At 66.0% G+C, this 1278-nt stretch carries 1 protein-coding gene; it reads right to left on the reverse strand.

All coding sequences use genetic code 11. The features are described from left to right. Positions 1-1223, reverse strand: a 1223-nt coding sequence (locus ACH0BU_RS18090; protein WP_500264482.1) for a DUF4158 domain-containing protein, incomplete at its 3' end; no start/stop codon positions are given. Positions 1224-1278 lie beyond the last annotated feature (55 nt).

Below are 1278 nucleotides of genomic sequence, written 5' to 3' on the forward strand. Positions count from 1 at the left end.
GGCGCGCCTTCGAGGTCGAGGCAGCGTAGCATTCGCGGGGCATAGCGACGGAAGCGGTGATAGCCCTGATCGACATGGGCCAGCGGATCGTCGCCCAACGTGTCTGTCAACGTCCGGGCCGTAGCGGTGAGGCGGGTCAGATGCTCCCATCCCGCCGCACGCGCGATCGCATCGTCAAGCGACGCACCGTCGCCATGCGCTTCGAGCAGCGATCCGCCGAGCGCCGCGAAGCCCGCCAGCGTCGCAGTGACCCCACCCCTGCTGTCTGCGACCCGTGTGTCATGCAGTTGCTTCGCCTCGCGCCAGGTGCGGCCAACGATCCGGTCATGCGTCTCGATCACCGCATCCGCAGTCGCGGTTGCCCACTCAATGATACAGACCGCGAGGATGGCGCGACGCCGGTCGGCACTCAGATCACGCAGACCATCGGCAAAGTACCGTTCGCCCTGTCGCCGCAACCTGGCGACGCGATGCGGTGGGACTCCGGCAAGCAGGCCGGCATCGAGGTCCATCGCACGCAGGAACTCCAATCGATCGAGTAGCCGGTTCGCCGCGGCGGAATTGTTGCCCGGCTCGATCCGGCGCAGCCAGATGAAACGGCTGATCGCGCCCGGCAGCATTTCAGTGGTCAGCTCGTCGAGCCGAGCGCAGGTCGCGGAACTGAGCCGCTCGGCGATCCGCCGTTCAATCCGGCGTTCGGCCGCGACGAGCGCATCCGCGCACAACCGCTCGATAGTCGTGATCGCGGGCAGGATGGTCATAGTGTCACGGCAGCGAGCGATGAAACGCCGGGCGAGATCGTCGTTGGAGCGTGCCTGTTCGGCTTCGGCGAACAGCCATTCACGAAAAGCCTGCGCTCGCGGACCCTGTCCGGGAAACGTCCTGTACCCATATACAGAGCGCAGCACCTCCATGTGCTGCTGGCGGGTTTGGCGCCTGACGGCGTAGCGGACGAGCGTATCGCCGGCGATGCCAAGTTGAGCCCCCAGGAAGGTGGATACCGCGAGCGGGATCACTTCGCCGGGCACCAGCATCCGGCCCGGATGGCGCAGTGCGCAGAGTTGCAGGGCGAAGCCGATCCGGTTTTCCGGCCGACGCCGCCGGTCGATGTGAGCCAAGTCGTCATCCGCCAGAATGTAATGCCGCAGCAGCGACGCCTCGTCGGTCGGCAGGTCAAGCAGCGCCGACCGCTGCCGGGCGCTCAGGATGTGGCGTCTCGGCATGTGGCAGTGTCCCTGTTGAACAGAAGTCTGTTTTGGACAACACTCACCCCACGCA

Source organism: Sphingomonas olei, assembly GCF_045369765.1.
GTDB classification, from domain to species: domain Bacteria; phylum Pseudomonadota; class Alphaproteobacteria; order Sphingomonadales; family Sphingomonadaceae; genus Sphingomonas; species Sphingomonas panaciterrae.